Below are 18,468 nucleotides of genomic sequence, written 5' to 3'. Positions count from 1 at the left end.
GGTGTTTCCTGTCTGCTGGCTCGGGGTGGTTACTGCGTGCGGGCCGTCAGGAACTGCTGCAGCCCCGCGAGGTCGTCCGTGTTGATGTGGTCCACTCCGGCGTCGACAAGCTCGTTCCACATGGCGTCCCGGGCCGGGCCGGCCTGGTCCGGGGTGGCCCAGAAGCGGACGCGGTAGCCGTTGGAGTGGGCTTCGGCAACGTAGGCGTGCAGCTTGGCGCGTTCGGCCTCCGGCATGGGTCCCACGCCCTGCCAGGTGAAGAGCTTGGTCCAGTTGTTGCTGACCAGGGGCATGAGCTCGGCCGGCATGCCGGAGGTGAGGTCGGCGGCGCGGCCGTCATAGAATCCGAACCTCTGGTCCTGCGCCTGCATGGTGGCCAGGGGACGGTTTCCGCTGATCACTGCGGTGACCGGGCCGGTCTTGGTTTTGCCCTCGCTGTAGCGGCTCATGATGTCGCGGTGCTCGGCGAGCTCCTGTTCGACGGCGGCGTAGGTGGCTTCGCCTTCGCTCTTGATGTCGATGAGGAGCTGCAGGCTGCCGTCCCACCCCGGGTACACGCTGTGGCCCTCCTGGCCGCGGACCAGGTCTTCCAGCGGGTCAAGGTAGAGGCTTTCGAGCGTGACGCCGGCCTTCACATCCTCGAGGTCGTGCGCCACCAGCAGTTCACCGTCCACCAGCCAGACGTCGGCTTCAACACTGGTGAAGCCGTGCTCCAGCGCATCGAACAGCGGCCGCTCATGCTCATAGTCATTGTGGGCATGGGCGGCGGCCAGCGGCTGACCCAGGACCGGTGAAGGGCTGGAAGACTGGGCAATGGCCGCGGGGGCTGCGGCAGTCCCTGTCAGGGAAGCCAGGGCAACGAGGGCGGTGACGGCGCTTTTCACGAACACGGAGTTCTCCTTGATACAGCTGCGGGGATTCACTGCCCGGCTGTTGGGATGGGGCAGTGTGTGCGTGACAAGGATTGTTGGCGCGCAATAACACCCGAGGACCCCACGGTTGCGGAAAAGTGAACAGGAAGAGTCGGGCCTAAAGACACCAGCGGAACCAGCCCAAAAACGGCATACTGGCGCCATGACCGATGCAGCGCGAAAACCGGACCGGATCATCCTCGTGCTGCTTGGCATCATCGGCGTGCTGGTGGTGGTGGCCCTTGCCGTGGTGTTTTCCCGCGGCGACCCCGCGCCGCTGGATGAAGCCAGCCCGGCCGGCGTTGTCCAGCGGTACAGCACGGCGGTGATCGACGGCGATATCGCCACCGCAGAGACCTACCTCACCGATTCTGCCCGGACGGTTTGCCGAGGCTCCTTCTCCGGCGAGCCCCGCCCCGCGCGGGTTGTCCTGGTGTCGACGACGGAGCGGGACCAGTCCGCCACCGTGAAGGTCTCCATGGTCAACTCGTACCAGGACGGCCCCTTCGGCCCCTCCGAGTACGAGATGGAGGACATCTTCACCCTGGTCAAGGAGGACGGGAACTGGAAGATCAGCCAGGCCCCCTACATGCTGATGGCCTGCTCGGGAACGCCGGTGAAGCCATGACTTCCCCCGCGCAGCTGACGGCCCCGACGGCGGGACACGCCCAGACCACCCTGCGCCGTCTGATCCAGTACGCCCTGCTCTTCGCCTTGGTGCTGATCGCGGCGTCCGGCCTCAGCGGACTGCTGGAACGCCTGTTCACATCGGGGGCAGTCCTGGCCTCCACGGACGTGGCCGGGCTTGCCCGGTCGCTTGCATTCACCCTGATTGGCGGCCCGCTCGCCCTGCTTCTGTGGTGGTTTGTCTGGCGGCGGCTCGACGACGAGGCGGAACGCACCTCAGCCGGGTGGGGCCTCTACATCACCGCCATGTACGGCGTCTCGCTCATCATCTTCACCACCTCCTTCCTGGGGCTGGCCACGTCATTCATCGGACAGCGGGGCAACGACTGGGCGCCCACGCTGGCCAACACCATTGTTTGGGCGGCCATCTGGGCCTGGCACCGCTGGATGTGGAAGCACCCGAAGAAACCCACGGTGCACCTCGAGGACGTGCGTGCCGTCGTCGGGTCCGTGTTCGGCCTGCTGCTCGGTGCCGGCGCCGGGATCGCAGCCCTCGGCGGGCTCCTGGACGTCGCAATCCGCGGCTTCCCGCTGACCGTCACCGTTGAACCCTGGTGGTACTCCGTGCTCCGTTCGCTGGTGTGGGCGGCCGGCGGAGCCATCGTGTGGTGGTGGCACTGGTTCAGGGAGGGCGGGCGCCGCTTCCAGACGGGCCTCGTTGACGTCATCATGATCGCCGTCGGGATCTTTGCTGCCGGCATCACGGCCCTTGGCGGCGCGGGCGTGGTCCTGTTTGTGCTCCTGCGCCTGGCGTTCGACCGGAACAATCCCATGAACGAACTGCTTGAGCCATTGGCCCCGGCCATTGCCGCGGCGCTCGTGGGGGCGCTGGTGTGGCGGTATCACCGCACGGCCTCGATCCGCCGTTCCCCCGGCACCATGCGGGCAAGCCTGCTGGTCACGTCGGCCGTGGCCCTCGCTGCCGCCGCGTCCGGGGTGGGCGTTGTGGTCAACGCGCTGCTGGCTGCGGCAGTGTCGCCGCTGGCGGGAGGGGCCACGCGGACCCTGCTGCTTGGCGGTCTCAGTTCCCTCGTGGTGGGCGGGCCTGTCTGGTGGCTGGCGTGGAAGCCCCTGAAGCAGCCGCGGGCTGCCGAGGACATTCCGCCCGGACGCCGCGTCTACCTCATCGCATTCTTTGGAGTCAGCGCGGTGGTTGCACTCATCACGCTCCTGGTGATCGGCTACCGGCTCTTCGAATTCCTGCTCGGGGACGTCACCGGCGGCAGCCTCCTTGACCGCATCCGTGCACCGTTCGGGCTCCTGGTGGCCGCCGGACTGGTAGCGGGTTATCACTTCGCGCTGTGGCGGCACGACCGTGCCCTCCTCGCCGCCGCGCGGCCCGCCAGGAAACGCACCGTCGACGCAGTCACGGTTGTCACTGCGCCCCAGGCGGACGCGGAGGCTTTGGCAGCGGGCATCGCTGAAGCCACCGGCGGCGCCAGGGTCACCTTATGGCTGCGGGCGGACGACGGCGGCTCCGCCCTTCCGGCGTCAGGTCCGGCCTCCGGCGGGGCTGGTACCGCGGCGGGTGACATTGCTGCGGGTGATTCTGCTGCGGCTGAAACTTCGACTCCGGCCAGCGACGTCATTCCGCGCATCGCTGCGGCGTTGGAAGGCGTCGCGTCCCGGCACGTCCTGGTAATCCTGGGCCCCGCGGCGCGGCTGGAGGTCATCCCGCTGGCCAATGCGGGTTCCCGGCGCTAGCTGTTCTGAGAGCGGCTGCCCACGTTGGCGCCTGCTTAACAACGCACGCGCAGAAAAATGTCAGACCCTCCCGCGACGATATAGGTATGGGAAACGGCGCGGGGACTAACGCGGGGGCTGCGGTGGTGATGGAGGGTATTCATGCCTCTGTTGGCGCCCTTGACGCCCTGTTTCTCGAGGAAGCCCGGCTGGATGCTGGTCCTGCTGCTCCCGCCGGCCCGGACCCTGTTGTGGATGTCCTGCAGCGGAAGATCGATAACCGGCTGGAGCGCCTGGCGGTTGTAGCGCGGCTGGAAGCACAACTGGCCGCGGCCAAGGCCCGGGACGGGGCGGAGATCCTCGAACTCCAGCACGCCATGATCCCGCCGAACGCCTCCCTGCAGGACAGGTCCTACCAGGAGATGTCCATTATCGAGGAAATCGCCGGCGTCCTGACCGTGAGCTCCCCGGCTGCCGGGGCGCTCATCAGCCAGGCCCGGCAGCTGCGCTCCCTCCCGCTGGCCCTGGACGCCCTGTCCGCCGGGACCATCTCCTGGCAGCACGCCAAAATCCTCGCCGACGAAACCCACAGCCTCGGCCCCGCGGGCGCCGCCGCCATGGCCGTCCATTTCCTGGACGCGGACGCGCCCCACCCGGCCCGCGGAGCCGCACCCGGTGACCTTGTGCCCTCCCGGTTCCGGGCAAAGGTGCGGGCCTGGCGCGAACGCCACCACCCCGAATCCCTCGAAAAGCGCCACGCCAAGGCAGCAACGGACCGGCGGATGGAATATTCCCCGGACCGCGACGGCATGGCCTGGCTCTCGCTGTACCTCCCCGGTGACACCGCATCCGCCATCTGGAACCGCACCACCGCCCTCGCCCGCGGACTCCAAGGCCCCAACGAATCCCGCACCCTCACCCAACTCCGCCCCGACACCGCCGCAGCCCTGCTGCTCAGCACACCGGACACGCGCAGCACCAACACCAGCACCAGGGACACAGCAGACGAGGACGCTGCGCCTGCAAACGCGGCCCCGGCAGAAGGGGACGCTGCGCGTCTGGGCAAGGTCCCGGCGCCCAAGGCGGACGTCCTCGTCACCGTCCCGGTGTTCGCCCTCCTCGGTCTCACCGATGAACCCGCAATGCTGGACGGCTACGGGCCCATCCCCGCCTCTACGGCCCGCAAACTCGTCGCCGACGGCGCCACCTCGTTCCACCGCGTCCTGGTGGACCCGCGCGACGGTGCACCACTGGAAATCGGCCGCACCAGCTACCGCCTCACCAAAGCCATGAAACAAGCACTCCGCCTCCGCGACGGAAAATGCACCTTCCCCGGCTGCAACAACCGGACTTCGGACAACGAGGCAGACCACCTCACCGCCTGGCACCACGGCGGAACCACCGGAATCAGCAACCTGGCCCAACTCTGCCCCAAACACCACCGCCTCAAACACAACAGCCGCTGGAAACCCACCCCCGGCACCAAAACCCAGCCACCCGGCTGGACCTCACCCACCGGCCGCCACTACAAGCCCGAACACCACGACTGGGAACCACCACAGTGGCCAGGGAACCCGGCTCAACTGCAGGCTGTGCGCGGTGGCCCACCTTGTTGCCCTCCGGAAATTGCTTACATCGGCCAGTCCCCAGCGGAAGATGCAATAGACAAGTTCTTGCATGCCCGTCCCTGACCTGCCGCCGGGCGGAGACCTGCCCTGCAGCGGCCTGCGTCCGAAGCGGAAACCCAAGCGGCCGCGGACGTGCCGGGGGCGTTCTTTGGCAAAGTGTTCGGCTGTGCCGGGCCCTAGCGTCCCCTGAACCAACAAGTCGCGCGTGCCATCCGCAAATTGGCATGGGGGCGTCAGCCCGAACTTCCCTAGACTGGGCAGTGAACGCTGGAAGTACACGAGCAAAGGAGCCAAGCATGAGTGGAGTAGTGGTAGTAGGGGTGGACGGCAGCCCCTCGGCATTGAAGGCCGCCGAGAAGGCGCTGGACCTTGCAAAGGCGTTGGGAGCTTCGCTTCACGTGGTGACCGCATTCGACGTCGACCGTTCCGAGACCTTCGGCGTCGGCTCGGACGAGGTGAGGGTCTGGAACTCCGATGCCTCCGAAAACGTCGCGAAGTCACTGGCCGACACGCGGCCGGGGGTGGAGGTCACCCACTTCGCCGCCCGCGGAAAACCCGCCGATTCCCTCATCAAGGAAGCCATGCGCCTGGACGCCCGGCTGATCGTGGTGGGCAACCGGAGGATGCGCGGCATCGGCCGTCTCCTGGGCAGCGTGGCCAACAGTGTGGCGCACAACGCCCCCTGCGATGTCTACATCGCCAACACGTACGAAGACTAGGCAACACCGCCGGGGCCAGCCAAGGTACCGGGACCAGCGGCCAGCAAACGGGCGACGACGGGACCTCCCGCCCGTCGCCCGTTTGCTTTAAGGGAGCTTTCCTCAAGATTTGCGAAGTTTATCTTGTCGCTAGATAAACCCCCTTCCCCTGGTATGGCTGCCTGCCTAGGGTTGCTTCACAGGCACACCAAAGGGAAACCATGAAAAGCTCAAATGACACTCCAGGGGACAACGCGTTTGAGGACCCCCGGCAGCCCCTGATTCCAGACCCGCCCGATGACCGCCAGCGCAGTGTGGCCGAATGGACGGGCGAACTCCTGATCGGAATCAGGCAGCCCCTACAGTTCCGCCTTGCCGACTGGCCCTAGCAACCTCCAGCAGGACCCGGGCCCCACAGCTCGAAAAGTGCGGGCCACCTGAATCACCGGTATGACTTCGAAAGCCATGCGCCCAACACGGCCAGCGCACTAATCCAGGTTGTTATCCGCCGTTTCCGGCCCGCACCGAAGTCCGCCATACCCATCGTTGCCGTTTGCGGGCGGGCAGGTCAACCACCGATCCCCCTGCCAAAGGAAAGCGGACGACGGCGGGAGGTCCCGCCGTCGTCCGCTTCCGTCAGCCTTCCGCCTTGGCCTGTTTCGGCGGAGGAACTCCCCTACCGCAGGACGACGGTGCGGTTGCCCAGCAGCAGGATCCGGCCCTCGCAGTGCCAGCGAACGGCGTTCCGCAGCGCCACGCACTCGGCGTCCCGGCCCACGGCCACCAGGTCATCGGCAGTGTACGTGTGGTCCACCTCGATGACCTGCTGCGAGATGATCGGGCCCTCGTCCAGTTCTGCATTGACGTAGTGGGCGGTGGCGCCCACGGTCTTGACGCCGCGCTCATACGCCTGGTGGTAGGGCTTCGCGCCTTTGAAGCTGGGCAGGAACGAGTGGTGGATGTTGATGGTTTTCCCCGCCAGCTTGGCTGAAAGGTCGTCGCTCAGGACCTGCATGTAGCGGGCCAGGACCACCAGTTCCACGTCTAACGCGTCCACGAGCTCCAGGAGCCGGGCCTCGGCGTCGGCCTTGGTGTCCTTGGTGACCGGTACGTGGAAGAACGGGATGCCGTGCCACTGGACCAGGCCCTCCTGGTCGCGGTGGTTGGAGACGACGGCCACGATCTCCACCGGGATATCGCCCGTCCGCGCCCGGAACAGCAGGTCGTTGAGGCAGTGCCCCATCTTGGACACCATCACCAGCACCCGGCGTTTCCGGCCGTGCGGTTCGAGCTGCCAGTTCATCTGCCACTTCTCCGCAACCGGGGCGAAGCCGCTGCGCAGCTCTTCAGTGCCGGCGGGCTGCCGGGCGGCCGGAGACCCGGAGGAGAAGTGCACGCGCATGAAGAAGTGCCCCTGTGCCTTGTCACCGTACTGCTTGATGTCGATGATGTCGCACCCCTGCTCCAGCAGGAACGCGGAGATCGCGTGGACAATCCCGGGTGATTCCACGCAGTCAACCGTCAGGACATGTTCGACGGCGGCGGCCGGGTCCGCGGCATCGTGTGCAGGGGCGGCTGCGGGAATGTTGGGGGTGAGCGTGGTGGCCGTGCTCATTTCTGCACCTTCTCAAGTTCCCGGGCCTTGGACGTTTCCGCTTCCCGGGCAAGATCTGACTGGAACTCCGCGTACCTTGCCAGGTGGGCCGGGCGGCGGCGGATGGCCAGCCAGGCAACGCCGAGGATGACGAACCACAACGGTGTGGCCAGCAGCGCCAGGAGCGTGTCCGGCTGCGTGGTCAGGGCCCACAGGACAAAGGCGAAGAACGCGAAGACCACCCAGACCATCGGCACGCCGCCGGGCATCCGGTACTTCGATGCCTCATGCAGGTGCGGGCGGCGGCGGCGGAACGCCAGGTAGCTGGCCAGGATGATGGACCAGACGAACACGAAGCAGACGGCGGACACGGTGGTCACCATGTCGAAGGCCTTGCCGATGTCCTGGCCTGCGTACATCAGCACCACCCCGGAGAGCAGCAGGACGCAGGAGAGGAACAGCGCGTTCTGCGGGACCTTGCGGCGTGACAGGGCACCGAACGCCGACGGCGCGTCGCCCTCCTGGGCCAGCCCGTACACCATGCGGGAGGTGGAGTAGATGCCGGAGTTGGCCGAGGACATGGCGGAGCTGAGCACCACCAGGTTCACCACGGTGGCTGCAGCGCCGAGGCCGGCCAGGGAGAACATGGCGATGAACGGGCTGTGGCCTGCCTGGAACTGGGTCCACGGGGTGACGGACATCAGGACGATGAGGGCGCCAACGTAGAAGAGCAGCACGCGGATGGGGATGGAGTTGATGGCCTTGGGCAGGTTCTTCTCCGGGTCCTTGGCCTCGGCTGCCGTGGTGCCCACCAGTTCAATGCCCACAAACGCGAACACCGCAATCTGGAAGCCGGCCACGAAACCCATGAACTCGTTCGGGAACATGCCGCCGTGGCTCCACAGGTTCGTGAAGGTGGCAGGGCCGGCGTCGGACTGGAAGCCCGTGAAGATCATGAACATGCCCACGATGATCAGCGCCGCGATGGCGATGATCTTGATCAGGGCAAACCAGAACTCGGTCTCGCCGAACGCCTTCACGGTGACGAGGTTCAGGAGCAGCAGGATGGCCACGGTGGCCAGGCCCGGGATCCAGAGCGGCAGCCCCGGCCAGAGCTCCTTGGAGTAGCCGGCGATCGCGATGACGTCCGCGATTCCGGTGATCACCCAGCAGAACCAGTAGGTCCAGCCGGTGAAAAAACCCGCCCAGGGGCCGAGGAGGTCCGCGGCGAAGTCACTGAAGGATTTGTAGTTCAGGTTGCTCAGCAGCAGTTCGCCCATGGCCCGCATGACGAAGAACAGCATGAAGCCGATGATCATGTAGACGAAGATGACGGACGGCCCGGCCGCGGAGATGGTTTTGCCGGAGCCCATGAACAGGCCGGTGCCGATGGCGCCGCCAATGGCGATCAGCTGGATGTGCCTGTTGGTGAGTTGCCGCTCGAGATGCGGCTCCTGGTGGGAAGTAGTGGATTTAGTGGTCACGTGCTGCTCCTCGAATCAATGCTGGGTGGAGTGCTGCGGAAGGGGATGCCTGTTCCGGCGCTGGGTGGACGCCATAGTCCGGCGCCGAAGCAAGGCTGTTGAAGCTGTAAAGGTGGATGCCGGCAATGTTGCCCGGCTGTGTTGCCAGCCCGGTGATCAGGCTGTCCGGCGAGTAGCGGTCCCCGCTCAGGAGTTTGCGGGCCAGCGGGCCCTTGCGGCTGAGGAATTTCAGGGAACTTCCGACGCCGATCTGCGTGGCGAGTGCCACCAGTTTCGTCCGCGGGACGGACCCCGCCACGCCCGCCCAGACGGGCAGGCGTACGCCTTCGCGGCGCAAAAGTGCCGCGTAGTCATGGATTCTTCCCGGGTCGAAGCACATTTGGGTGACCACATGCGAGGCCAGGTGCTGCTTGGCCAGCAAGCCGTCCAGCAGGTCCAGGGGGCTGGCCACCGGATGGCCCTCGGGATAGCCGGCAACTCCGGCCCGCATGGTCCCGCCGGTGTACTGGGCGATGTCTTCCAGTACCGGAAGGGCGGAGTCGTACGTGCCTGCCGGCTGTTTCCGGTCGCCGCCGATGACGAACACCTCGCCGATGCCGGCGGCGTTGCAGCCCCGGATGATCTCGGTGAGCTCGGCGCGGCTGCGGATGCTCCGCGCAGCCAGGTGCGGGACCACGGTATAACCGAGGTCGGCCGCCTCCACCGCGGTGCGCATGGTCCGCTCGATGCCGTGGTGCGGCAGGCAGGTGACGCTGAGCGTGGTGCTCCGGGGCACCAGGGCCTGGACCTGCTCAACGATTCCTTCGGAAGGGATGATTTCGATTCTGATGGGGAACATCATTGGTCCTGTCTGGTCATCAGGTACGGAAAGCTTCAGCCTTGGGCAGGTCCCGCATCAGGCCGTGGCGGCGAGCAGTGAGCTGGCTTCCTGGCGGGTGGTGCCGGAGTCCTGGATGCCGTCGGCGATGTGGGCGAGTTCGGCGGGGATGTCCCGGCCCTTCTTCCGCATCGCGGTGGCCCAGAGCCGGCCGGCGCGGTAGGAGGAACGGACCAGTGGTCCGGACATGACGCCGAGGAAGCCGATCTCGTTGGCCTCGTCCTGGAGGTCCACGAATTCCTGCGGCTTGACCCAGCGGTCCACCGGCAGGTGCCGCTCGGACGGGCGCAGGTACTGGGTGATGGTGATCAGGTCGCAGCCGGCCTCGTGCAGGTCCCGCAGCGCCTCGGAGATCTCTTCCCGGGTCTCGCCCATGCCCAGGATCAGGTTGGACTTGGTCACCATGCCCAGGTTCCGGCCCTGCGTGATCACGTCCAGGGACCGCTCGTAGCGGAACGCGGGCCGGATCCGCTTGAAAATCCTCGGCACCGTCTCCACGTTGTGGGCGAAGACCTCGGGCCTGGAGTCGCAGATCGCTTCGATGTGTTCGGGTTTGCCGGAAAAGTCCGGGATCAGCAGCTCCACCCCGGTGCCGGGGTTCAGTTCGTGGATCTTGCGGACCGTTTCGGCGTACAGCCACACGCCCTCGTCCTCAAGGTCGTCACGGGCCACCCCGGTGACGGTGGCGTAGCGCAGCTGCATGGCCTGGACGGAGCGGGCCACCTTGGTGGGCTCGAACCTGTCCACCGGGGAGGGCTTGCCGGTATCGATCTGGCAGAAGTCACACCGCCGGGTGCACTCGGACCCGCCGATCAGGAACGTGGCTTCCTTGTCCTCCCAGCACTCGAAGATGTTGGGGCAGCCGGCCTCCTCACACACCGTGTGCAGGCCTTCCTTCTTGACCAGGTTCTTGAGCTGGACGAACTCCGGGCCCATCTGGACCTTGGCCTTGATCCAGTCCGGCTTCCGCTCCACCGGGACAGCCGAGTTGCGCTGTTCAACGCGCAAAAGCTTCCGGCCTTCAGGTGCCAATGTCATTAGTGTTCTTCCTTTTGCATTCGACTAGCATTCGACGACGTTGACGGCGAGGCCGCCCATGGCCGTTTCCTTGTATTTGGAGCTCATGTCCTTGCCGGTCTCCCGCATGGTCACGATGACCTCATCGAGCGAAACCCGGTGCGAACCGTCGCCCCAGAGCGCCATCTTCGCCGCGTTGATCGCCTTCGCCGCCGCGATCGCGTTCCGTTCAATGCAGGGCACCTGCACCAGGCCCCCGATCGGATCACAGGTCAGGCCCAGGTTGTGCTCCATCGCGATCTCCGCGGCGTTCTCCACCTGCGCCGGAGTCCCGCCCATCACCTCCGCCAGCCCGGCGGCGGCCATCGACGACGCCGAGCCCACCTCGCCCTGGCAGCCCACCTCAGCCCCCGAAATCGACGCCTGCTCCTTGTACAGGACCCCCACCGCGCCCGCGGCGAGCAGGAACTTCACCACCACATCCTCCCGGTCCACCCGGGACGCGTTCTCCATCCCCGGCGCGAAATGCAGCGCGTAATACAGCACCGCCGGGATGATCCCCGCCGCCCCGTTCGTCGGCGCCGTGACCACCCGCCCGCCCGAGGCGTTCTCCTCATTGACCGCCAGAGCGATCAAATTAACCCACTCCTGCCAATACTTCGGATCATGAAACTCCCCGGCCCCGTCGCCTTCGTCCTCGGACCCGGCCGGCCGGGCGCTTTCCTTCCGCAGCCGGTCATACCAGTCCGGGGCCCGGCGGCGGACCTTCAACCCGCCCGGCAGCACCCCCTCACGCTTCAGCGACGCGGCCACACACCCCTCCATCACCGAATAGATGTGCAGCAGGCCCGCCCGGATCTCCCCCGGGGTGCGGCTGTCCTCCTCGTTCACCCGCATCACATCACTGATGCCCAGCCCGGTCTCCCGGCAATGCTCCAGCAACTCCGCCGCGGTCCGGAACGGCAACGGCAGCTCCTTCTTGGACTCCTCCAGCTCCAGCTGGGCCGCGTCCTCCTCGCCCTCACGGACAATGAACCCGCCGCCCACCGAAAAGAACGTCGCCGCATGCAAAACCTTCCCGGCCGCGTCGGAGACCGTGAACGTCATCCCGTTCGTGTGCCGCGGCAGGACAGTCAACGGCCGCAGCACCATATCCTTCACCCCGTACGGCAACGCCACCGCACCGGCCAGCTGCAGCAACCCCGTCTCCGCGATCGCCGCCAGCCGCTCCTCCACCTCCTCCGGCAAAATCAACTCCGGATGAAACCCCTCCAAACCCAGCAAAATGGCCGTCATCGTCCCATGCCCGTGGCCCGTCGCCGCCAACGACCCATACAAATCCACCCGCAACGACGCCACCTCCGCCAGCACCCCGGAACCCTTGAGCTCCTCAGCAAAAACAGCAGCAGCCCGCATCGGCCCCACAGTATGAGAACTCGAGGGTCCGATCCCAATGGAAAACAGATCAAAGACGCCAACGGCCATGGTGGGATTCCTAACGAGACGTGTAATGGGTGGGTGGAGCGTCACCAAGGTGACATGGGCACGAGCGCCGGCGGAGCCGGGCTTTTCGGAAGCGTGCGTCAGAGGCGAGGAACGAGCCAGCACGCGTGAAAAGTCCGGTCCGCCGTCGCGGACGCAACCGAGGTCAGGACAGTGGTGCGACGCCCGGGTAGAGCGGGTGGGCTTTGGCGAGGGCTTCGACGCGGTGACGCAGCCCCGAAAGGTCGGCGTCGGCGTCGGCCGTCAATGCCTCGGCGATGATGTCCGCGACCTCGCGGAAGGCGTCCTCGCCGAACCCGCGGGTGGCCAGGGCAGGCGTGCCGATCCGGAGGCCGGAGGTCACCATCGGCGGCCGCGGGTCGAAGGGGACGGCGTTGCGGTTGACGGTGATGTCGATGGCCGCGAGGCGGTCCTCGGCCTGCTGCCCGTCGAGCTCGCAGTTGCGCAGGTCGACCAGGACCAGGTGCACATCGGTGCCGCCGGAGACCACGCTGATGCCCTTGGCCGTGACGTCCGGCTGGACCAGGCGCTCGGCGAGGATCCGGGCGCCGGCAAGGACGCGCTGCTGGCGCTCCTTGAACTCGGCGGACGCGGCGATCTTGAACGCCACGGCCTTGCCCGCAATCACGTGCTCCAGCGGTCCGCCCTGCTGTCCGGGGAACACAGCCGAGTTGATCTTCTTGGCGATGTCGGCGTCGTTCGTCAGGATGATGCCGCCGCGCGGACCGGCGAGGGTCTTGTGCGTGGTGGACGTGGTCACGTGCGCGTGGGGCACCGGCGACGGGTGCAGGCCGGCGGCCACGAGCCCGGCGAAGTGCGCCATGTCCACCATGAGGTAGGCGCCCACGGAATCAGCGATGCGGCGGAACTCGGCGAAGTCCAGCTGCCGGGCGTAGGCGGACCAGCCGGCCACGATCAGCGCCGGCCTGGTCTCCTGGGCCAGGCGCTCCACCTCGGCCATGTCCACTGTGTGGGTGTCCTCGCGGACGCCGTAGGGGACCACGTTGTAGAGCTTGCCGGAGAAGTTGATCTTCATGCCGTGGGTGAGGTGCCCGCCGTGGGCAAGGTTCAGGCCCATGATGGTGTCGCCCGGCTTGATCAGCGCGTGCATCACCGAGGCATTGGCCTGGGCGCCGGAGTGCGGCTGCACATTGGCGAACCCCGCGCCGAAGAGCGCCTTGATCCGGTCGATGGCGAGCTGTTCGATGACGTCCACGTGTTCGCAGCCGCCGTAGTAGCGCTTGCCCGGGTAGCCCTCGGCGTACTTGTTGGTCAGCACCGAGCCCTGCGCCTGCATGACGGCCACGGCGGTGTGGTTCTCGGAGGCGATCATCTCCAGGCCGTCGCGCTGGCGGGTGAGTTCGTCGTCGATCTTCGCGGCGATCTCCGGGTCCAGGGTGGAGAGGTCCGCGTCGAGACTCGGCGAAACCACCTGCTCGAAGGCCGTCACTGTACCGGTGCCTGCTGCCGCGCTGCTCACAGTTCGCCGCCGTTGGCTGCCGCGTATTCCTCAGCGGACATCAGCGGGCCTTCTTCGGTGACGGCCACCTTGAAGAGCCAGCCGGCGCCGTAGGGATCGTTGTTGATCAGGGCGGGGTCGGAGACCACTTCGTCGTTGATCTCGACAACTTCGCCGGTGACGGGAGCGTAGAGGTCGGAGACGGACTTGGTGGACTCCACCTCGCCGCAGGTCTCCCCCGCGGTCACGGTGGAGCCAACCTCGGGGAGGTCCACGTACACGATGTCGCCGAGGGCTTCGGCAGCCACAGCCGAGATCCCGACGCCGGTGGGCCCGGATCCGTCAGCAGCAACCCATTCGTGCTCGGCGGAGTACTTCAGTTCAGCAGCAACTTTTGCCATGTGTTTTTCCTTAGGTTCGTGTTTGAGAAAGTGAGAGAGCGTCGGCCCAAAACCCGCATCAAGTGAGAGAGCGGCGGCCCAAAACCCGCATCAAGTGAGAGAGCGTCGAGGGCCGGCGAGGCTGGCATCCGGCAGCATGCGTCAAAGCGACGAAGGAGCAGCATGCAGAGGATGTCAGCCCCGCCGGGGCGGGCGTTACTTCTGGCGCTTGTAGAACGGGAGTGCTACTACTTCGAAGGGCTCCGGCTTGCCGCGGAGGTCGATGTCCAGGGCGGTGCCGGGTTCGGAGTGTTCGACGTCGACGTAGGCCATCGCGATCGGGTACCCGAGGGTGGGTGAAGGCTGGCCGGACGTCACCTCGCCCACGACGTTGCCGTCCTTGAGGACCGGGTAGTGGCTGCGGCCGGCGCGGCGGCCCAGGCCCTTGAGTCCCACGAGCTTGCGGCCGGACGTGGAGCCTGCGCCGAGTGCTTTGAGTTCGGCGAGCACGGCCTTGCCCACGAAGTCGGATTCCTTGGCCAGCGAAACCACGGGGCCCAGGCCGGCTGCGTAGGGGTTGCCTTCGCGGGAGAGCTCGTTGCCGTAGAGCGGCATGCCCGCTTCGAGGCGGAGCGAGTCGCGGCAGGCCAGGCCTGCGGGGATGAGCCCGTGGCCGGCACCAACTTCCAGCAGCGCGTCCCACAGACCGGCGGCGTCCTCATTGGGGATGTAGATCTCGAAGCCGTCCTCGCCGGTGTACCCGGTGCGGGCCAGCAGCAGGTCCTGCCCGTTAATTTCCACCTCGACGGCCGCGTAATACTTCAGCTCCGTCACCAGGGAGTGTTGATCCGCAGGAACGAGCGTCAGCAGGATGGCCTCGGCGTTCGGTCCCTGCACCGCGATGAGGGAGGTCTCGGCGGAAACGTCTTTCACTGTGACTTCGAAGCCGGCAGCCCGCTCAGCCAGCGCTGCGGCAACCACCGCAGCGTTGCCGGCGTTGGGCACCACAAGGTACTTGTCTTCACTCCGCCGGTAGGAAATGAGGTCGTCGATGATGCCGCCGTCTTCCTGGCAGATCAGCGAGTACTTGGCCTTGCCCACGGCAACCGCGGACAGCTTGCCGGCCAGGGCGTAGTCCAGGAAGGCTGCGGCATCCGGGCCGGTAACCCAAACTTCGCCCATGTGGGAGAGGTCGAACAGTCCGGCGGCGTTGCGGACAGCGTGGTGTTCGGCCAGCTCGGAGCTGTACTTCAGGGGCATCTGCCAGCCGCCGAAGTCGGTGAAGGATGCGCCGGCAATCTTGTGCTGCTCATAGAGCGCGGTGTAGTTCTCAGTCATCACGGAATCCTTAGTTCTCAAACTCGGAAAGAGGCGGGCAGGAGCAGACCAGGTTGCGGTCCCCTGCCGCGCCGTCGATGCGGCCGACGGGCGGGAAGTACTTGTCCTGCCGGAGCGATGCCACCGGGAAGGCGGCCTGTTCGCGCGGGTACGTCCGGTCCCATTCAGAGGAGACGACGGCGGCGGCCGTGTGGGGTGCGTTGCGCAGCGGGGACTTCTCAACGGTGAAGTCGCCGGCGGCCACCTGGTCGATTTCCTTGCGGATGGTGATCATGGCTTCGATGAAGCGGTCGATCTCCGCGAGGTCCTCGGACTCGGTGGGCTCCACCATCAGGGTGCCCGCCACCGGGAAGGACAGCGTGGGGGCGTGGAAGCCGAAGTCGATGAGCCGCTTGGCCACGTCCTCGGCCGTGACACCCGTGCGGGCGGTCAGCTCGCGCAGGTCAAGGATGCACTCGTGCGCAACGAGGCCGCTTTCACCGGTGTAGAGGACCGGGAAGTGCTCGTCCAGGCGGGCTGCGACGTAGTTCGCAGCCAGGAGCGCGGACTTGGTGGCCTCGGTCAGGCCCTGCCCGCCCATCAGCTTCACGTAGGCCCAGGAGATCGGGAGCACACCGGCGGAGCCGAAGCGCGAAGCGGAAATCGCGACGCCATGCCCGGCTTCATGGGCGGCCTTGTTCGCGTCGCCCGGCATGAACGGTGCCAGGTGTGCCTTGGCAGCAACCGGGCCGACGCCGGGTCCGCCGCCGCCGTGCGGGATGCAGAAGGTCTTGTGCAGGTTCAGGTGGGAGACGTCGCCGCCGAACTTGCCCGGCTGGGCGAGGCCTACAAGTGCGTTCAGGTTGGCGCCGTCAACGTACACCTGGCCGCCGGCGGCGTGGATCGCGTCGCACACCTCGCGGACATCGGAGTCGTACACGCCGTGCGTGGACGGGTACGTGATCATGATGGCCGAGAGGACGTCCTTGTGGGCCTCGATCTTGGCCTGCAGGTCGGCGTGGTCGATGGTGCCGTCTGCAGCGGTGGCAACAACCACAACCTTCATGCCCGCGAGCACGGCGGAGGCGGCGTTGGTGCCGTGCGCCGATGCCGGGATCAGGCAGACGTTGCGCTGCTGGTCCCCGCGGGAGTGGTGGTAGCCGCGGATCGCCAGCAGGCCGGCGAGCTCGCCCTGGGAGCCGGCGTTGGGCTGGATGGATACCTGGTCGTAGCCGGTGATTTCGGCGAGGTCGGCTTCCAGGCCCGCAATCAGTTCGCGCCAGCCCTCGGTCTGGGAGTCGGGGGCGAACGGGTGGATGGAGGCGAACTCCGGCCAGGAGATGGCTTCCATCTCGGCGGTGGCGTTCAGCTTCATGGTGCAGGAGCCCAGCGGGATCATGGTGCGGTCCAGTGCCAGGTCCCGGTCGGAGAGGCGGCGGATGTAGCGCAGCAGCTGGGTCTCGGAACGGTGCGTGTTGAACACCGGGTGCTGCAGGTAGCTGGAGGTGCGCAGCACCGATTCGGGCAGCTCGAAGCCCTCACCGGACACAACCGGACCGGCGCCAAAGGCGACGGCAACCGCGGCGAGGACCTCCGGCGTCGTGGTTTCATCAACGGACACGCCAACGGTGTCCGCGTCGATGAGGCGCAGGTTGATGCCGCGGGCTTCGGCGGCGGTGATCACCTTGGCGGCCTTGCCGGGAACACTGACCGTGAGGGTGTCGAAGAAGGTGTCGGACACCAGTTCGCGGCCGGCGGTCTTCAGCGTGGCGGCCAGGGCGCGGGCGTTGTTGTGGACAGTCTCGGCGATCGCCTTCAGGCCGTCGGGGCCGTGGTAGACGGCGTAGAAGGAGGAGACGATGGCCAGCAGCGCCTGGGCGGTGCAGATGTTGGACGTGGCCTTCTCGCGGCGGATGTGCTGCTCGCGGGTCTGCAGTGCCAGGCGGTAGGCGGGGACGCCGGCGTTGTCCTTGGAAACGCCCACGATGCGGCCGGGGAGGGTGCGTTCCATGCCGTCGCGGACGGCCATGTAGGCGGCGTGCGGTCCGCCAAAGAACAACGGCACGCCAAAGCGCTGGGTGGAGCCGACGGCGATGTCCGCGCCCTGCTCGCCCGGCGGGGTGATGAGGGTGAGTGCCAGGAGGTCGGCAGCGACGGTGACCAGCGCGCCGCGCTCCTTGGCTTCGGCGATGACGGCGGACTGGTCCCAGACGCGGCCGGAGACGCCGGGCTGCTGCAGGACGACGCCGTTGATGTCGCCGTCGGGAAGTCCGTTGGTGAGGTCTGCGATTTCCACCTCGAAGCCCAGGGCTTCGGCGCGGCCCAGCACGATGGCGATGGTCTGCGGCAGGAGGTCGGCGTCGAGGACGGTCTTGCCGTCCTTCGCAGTCTTGGACTTGTTGGCGCGGCGCATCAGCAGCACGGCTTCGGCGACGGCGGTGGCTTCGTCGAGGAGGGAGGCGTTGGCCACCGGGAGCGCGGTGAGGTCCTGGACCATGGTCTGGAAGTTCAGCAGCGCCTCGAGCCGGCCCTGGGAAATCTCGGGCTGGTACGGGGTGTAGGCGGTGTACCAGGCGGGGGCTTCAAGGATGTTGCGGCGGATCACCGGCGGGGTCACGGTGTCGTAGTAGCCCTGGCCGATCATCTGCACGGCCATCTTGTTCTTGCCGGCCAGCTTGCGGAGCTCGGCGAGGACCTGCACTTCGCTGAGGGCGCCCTCAAGGGTGAGCGGCTTGTCCTGGCGGATGGAATCCGGAACTGCGCTGTCCACGAGGCCATCAAGGGTGTCGTAGCCGACGGCCTTGAGCATGGTGTCGATGTCGGACTGGCGGCGCGCGCCGATATGGCGGTCTGCGAAGGTGGTTGGGGACGATTGAACCGTCATGAGAGGAACTCCATAATTCAGGTGGCAACCGGTGCCACTTTGATTCGGGTTCCTCCCCGCTCTGTATTGGACCTGAGAGTTTTGCGTTGCCCTGCTGTTCAGCGGGGCGCCACTTGCACCGTCGGTGAGCCCGGTTGCCCGGACTGCTTTCCAGAGTTGCCTTGCCGCGGCGGTACGTGGGCCTGAGAGATTCCTGGGGAGGATTTGCTCCTACGGCGCCTGCAGAACGTACCGGCAGGACTCTCCCGCCGCAGATCATAAGCACGTGCCACTTGTCGGTGACACGGCTCACACCTTACCGGGTTATGGGGCTGGATGCAAAATCCGCGTCTTTCCAAGGCAGGCT

15 protein-coding genes and 1 riboswitch are annotated in these 18,468 nt (G+C 66.7%); of the genes, 5 read left to right on the top strand and 10 right to left on the bottom strand.

Annotated elements, in window-relative coordinates:
* Positions 1 to 29: 29 nt before the first annotated feature.
* A complete protein-coding gene (locus GK109_RS12885) occupies positions 30 to 890 on the bottom strand; it encodes a phosphatidylinositol-specific phospholipase C/glycerophosphodiester phosphodiesterase family protein (RefSeq protein WP_321214457.1) in 861 nt (286 codons plus the stop codon).
* 184 nt (positions 891 to 1,074) lie between these two features.
* On the opposite strand from GK109_RS12885, the gene GK109_RS12880 reads away from it, so the two are divergent.
* From GK109_RS12880 to GK109_RS12860, 5 genes are all read left to right on the top strand, one after another.
* A complete protein-coding gene (locus GK109_RS12880; RefSeq protein WP_157240947.1) occupies positions 1,075 to 1,539 on the top strand; it encodes a hypothetical protein in 465 nt (154 codons plus the stop codon).
* Entirely contained in the window at positions 1,536 to 3,302 is a 1,767-nt protein-coding gene (locus GK109_RS12875; RefSeq protein ID WP_157240945.1) for a DUF5671 domain-containing protein, read from the top strand. The genes GK109_RS12880 and GK109_RS12875 overlap by 4 nt, the downstream gene beginning before the upstream one ends.
* 86 nt (positions 3,303 to 3,388) lie before the next feature.
* A complete protein-coding gene (locus GK109_RS12870; protein ID WP_157240943.1) occupies positions 3,389 to 4,972 on the top strand; it encodes an HNH endonuclease signature motif containing protein in 1,584 nt (527 codons plus the stop codon).
* Positions 4,973 to 5,205: 233 nt separating this feature from the next.
* Positions 5,206 to 5,628: a universal stress protein gene (locus tag GK109_RS12865; protein ID WP_104999110.1), complete on the top strand. Its 423-nt coding sequence runs from the start codon at positions 5,206 to 5,208 to the stop codon at positions 5,626 to 5,628.
* A gap of 200 nt (positions 5,629 to 5,828) precedes the next feature.
* Entirely contained in the window at positions 5,829 to 5,996 is a 168-nt protein-coding gene (locus GK109_RS12860; protein ID WP_157240941.1) for a hypothetical protein, read from the top strand.
* Between the two features lie 287 nt (positions 5,997 to 6,283).
* On the opposite strand, the gene purU is transcribed toward GK109_RS12860, so the two are convergent.
* From purU to gcvP, 9 genes are all read right to left on the bottom strand, one after another.
* Complete coding sequence (purU, locus tag GK109_RS12855; RefSeq protein ID WP_157240938.1) at positions 6,284 to 7,222, bottom strand: formyltetrahydrofolate deformylase; 939 nt, start codon at positions 7,220 to 7,222, stop codon at positions 6,284 to 6,286.
* The gene (cycA, locus tag GK109_RS12850) at positions 7,219 to 8,685 is read right to left on the bottom strand and encodes a D-serine/D-alanine/glycine transporter (RefSeq protein WP_323058033.1); all 1,467 of its coding nucleotides are present in this window, start codon (positions 8,683 to 8,685) and stop codon (positions 7,219 to 7,221) included. Before cycA ends, purU begins: the two co-directional genes overlap by 4 nt.
* Complete coding sequence (locus GK109_RS12845) at positions 8,675 to 9,526, bottom strand: methylenetetrahydrofolate reductase (RefSeq protein ID WP_157240936.1); 852 nt, start codon at positions 9,524 to 9,526, stop codon at positions 8,675 to 8,677. The genes cycA and GK109_RS12845 overlap by 11 nt, the downstream gene beginning before the upstream one ends.
* A 54-nt stretch (positions 9,527 to 9,580) precedes the next feature.
* Complete coding sequence (gene lipA / locus GK109_RS12840) at positions 9,581 to 10,600, bottom strand: lipoyl synthase (RefSeq protein ID WP_157240933.1); 1,020 nt, start codon at positions 10,598 to 10,600, stop codon at positions 9,581 to 9,583.
* 24 nt (positions 10,601 to 10,624) lie between these two features.
* Positions 10,625 to 12,064, bottom strand: a complete 1,440-nt coding sequence (locus GK109_RS12835; RefSeq protein WP_157240931.1) for an L-serine ammonia-lyase — start codon at positions 12,062 to 12,064, stop codon at positions 10,625 to 10,627.
* A 163-nt stretch (positions 12,065 to 12,227) separates the two neighbouring features.
* Complete coding sequence (gene glyA / locus GK109_RS12830; protein WP_370460576.1) at positions 12,228 to 13,562, bottom strand: serine hydroxymethyltransferase; 1,335 nt, start codon at positions 13,560 to 13,562, stop codon at positions 12,228 to 12,230.
* Complete coding sequence (gcvH, locus tag GK109_RS12825; RefSeq protein ID WP_157240929.1) at positions 13,559 to 13,942, bottom strand: glycine cleavage system protein GcvH; 384 nt, start codon at positions 13,940 to 13,942, stop codon at positions 13,559 to 13,561. The genes glyA and gcvH overlap by 4 nt, the downstream gene beginning before the upstream one ends.
* A gap of 195 nt (positions 13,943 to 14,137) precedes the next feature.
* Positions 14,138 to 15,259: a glycine cleavage system aminomethyltransferase GcvT gene (gene gcvT, locus GK109_RS12820; protein ID WP_157240927.1), complete on the bottom strand. Its 1,122-nt coding sequence runs from the start codon at positions 15,257 to 15,259 to the stop codon at positions 14,138 to 14,140.
* Between the two features lie 10 nt (positions 15,260 to 15,269).
* A complete protein-coding gene (gene gcvP / locus GK109_RS12815; protein WP_157240925.1) occupies positions 15,270 to 18,122 on the bottom strand; it encodes an aminomethyl-transferring glycine dehydrogenase in 2,853 nt (950 codons plus the stop codon).
* A gap of 160 nt (positions 18,123 to 18,282) precedes the next feature.
* A riboswitch (glycine riboswitch) is annotated at positions 18,283 to 18,380 on the bottom strand.
* Positions 18,381 to 18,468: the final 88 nt, after the last annotated feature.

This window comes from Pseudarthrobacter sp. GA104, assembly GCF_009741265.1.
Lineage (GTDB): Bacteria > Actinomycetota > Actinomycetes > Actinomycetales > Micrococcaceae > Arthrobacter.
This window is presented reverse-complemented; position numbering and strand designations above follow the sequence as displayed.

Bases quoted from the DNA above. Each gene is read 5' to 3' on its own strand.
- GK109_RS12875 (WP_157240945.1), top strand. From the start codon at position 1,536: ATGACTTCCCCCGCGCAGCTGACGGCCCCGACGGCGGGACACGCCCAG.
- GK109_RS12870 (WP_157240943.1), top strand. From the start codon at position 3,389: ATGGGAAACGGCGCGGGGACTAACGCGGGGGCTGCGGTGGTGATGGAG.
- GK109_RS12835 (WP_157240931.1), bottom strand. From the start codon at position 12,064: ATGGCCGTTGGCGTCTTTGATCTGTTTTCCATTGGGATCGGACCCTCG.
- GK109_RS12860 (WP_157240941.1), top strand. From the start codon at position 5,829: ATGAAAAGCTCAAATGACACTCCAGGGGACAACGCGTTTGAGGACCCC.
- GK109_RS12880 (WP_157240947.1), top strand. From the start codon at position 1,075: ATGACCGATGCAGCGCGAAAACCGGACCGGATCATCCTCGTGCTGCTT.
- gcvH (WP_157240929.1), bottom strand. From the start codon at position 13,942: ATGGCAAAAGTTGCTGCTGAACTGAAGTACTCCGCCGAGCACGAATGG.
- purU (WP_157240938.1), bottom strand. From the start codon at position 7,222: ATGAGCACGGCCACCACGCTCACCCCCAACATTCCCGCAGCCGCCCCT.
- lipA (WP_157240933.1), bottom strand. From the start codon at position 10,600: ATGACATTGGCACCTGAAGGCCGGAAGCTTTTGCGCGTTGAACAGCGC.
- GK109_RS12865 (WP_104999110.1), top strand. From the start codon at position 5,206: ATGAGTGGAGTAGTGGTAGTAGGGGTGGACGGCAGCCCCTCGGCATTG.
- gcvT (WP_157240927.1), bottom strand. From the start codon at position 15,259: ATGACTGAGAACTACACCGCGCTCTATGAGCAGCACAAGATTGCCGGC.
- gcvP (WP_157240925.1), bottom strand. From the start codon at position 18,122: ATGACGGTTCAATCGTCCCCAACCACCTTCGCAGACCGCCATATCGGC.
- GK109_RS12845 (WP_157240936.1), bottom strand. From the start codon at position 9,526: ATGATGTTCCCCATCAGAATCGAAATCATCCCTTCCGAAGGAATCGTT.